Origin of the sequence: Kurthia populi (genome assembly GCF_042686175.1) — a bacterium.
In the GTDB taxonomy this organism is placed as follows: domain Bacteria; phylum Bacillota; class Bacilli; order Bacillales_A; family Planococcaceae; genus Kurthia; species Kurthia populi.
The window spans coordinates 1-551 of record NZ_JBHUOR010000049.1; the positions used below are offsets into that span (position 1 = coordinate 1).

The 551-nt window shown below is 40.8% G+C and carries 1 protein-coding gene; it reads left to right on the top strand.

Annotated elements, in window-relative coordinates; translation table 11 throughout:
- Nucleotides 1-551: RNA-guided endonuclease TnpB family protein (locus ACFSY7_RS10275; protein ID WP_380147768.1), on the top strand; the 551-nt coding region annotated here is incomplete at both ends.

The following is a 551-nucleotide window of genomic DNA, read 5'->3' on the forward strand; positions in this document are numbered from 1 at the left end:
AGGAATTGATTTAGGTATCACCGATTTTGCGATTCTGTCTACTGGACGTAAAGTGGATAACCAACGCTTTACAGCCAAAATGGAGCAGAAGTTAAAACGTGAGCAGCGCAAATTATCCCGTCGCTATGAGCAAGCGAAAAAAGAGGGTCGTAACCTACGTGAGTGCATGAACTACCAAAAGCAACGTCGTAAAGTGGCTCGTTTGCGTGAGCGTGTTGCTTTTCAACGTGAAGATTTTTTAAATAAACTGTCAACGGCATTGATTCGTCACTATGACGTCATCTGCATCGAAAACTTAAATACCAAAGGCATGTTGAAAAATCATAAGTTAGCGAAAGCGATTCGTGATGTGTCATGGTCTTCTTTTGTACAAAAACTGATGTATAAGGCAAAATGGTTCGGTAGAAAAATTGTTGAAATCGACAGATTCTTCCCATCGAGCCAACTTTGTCATACTTGCGGTCATCGAGATGGCAAGAAACCATTAGCTATTCGTGTGTGGACTTGTTCATCTTGTGGTACGATACTAGACCGAGATATTAATGCAAGTA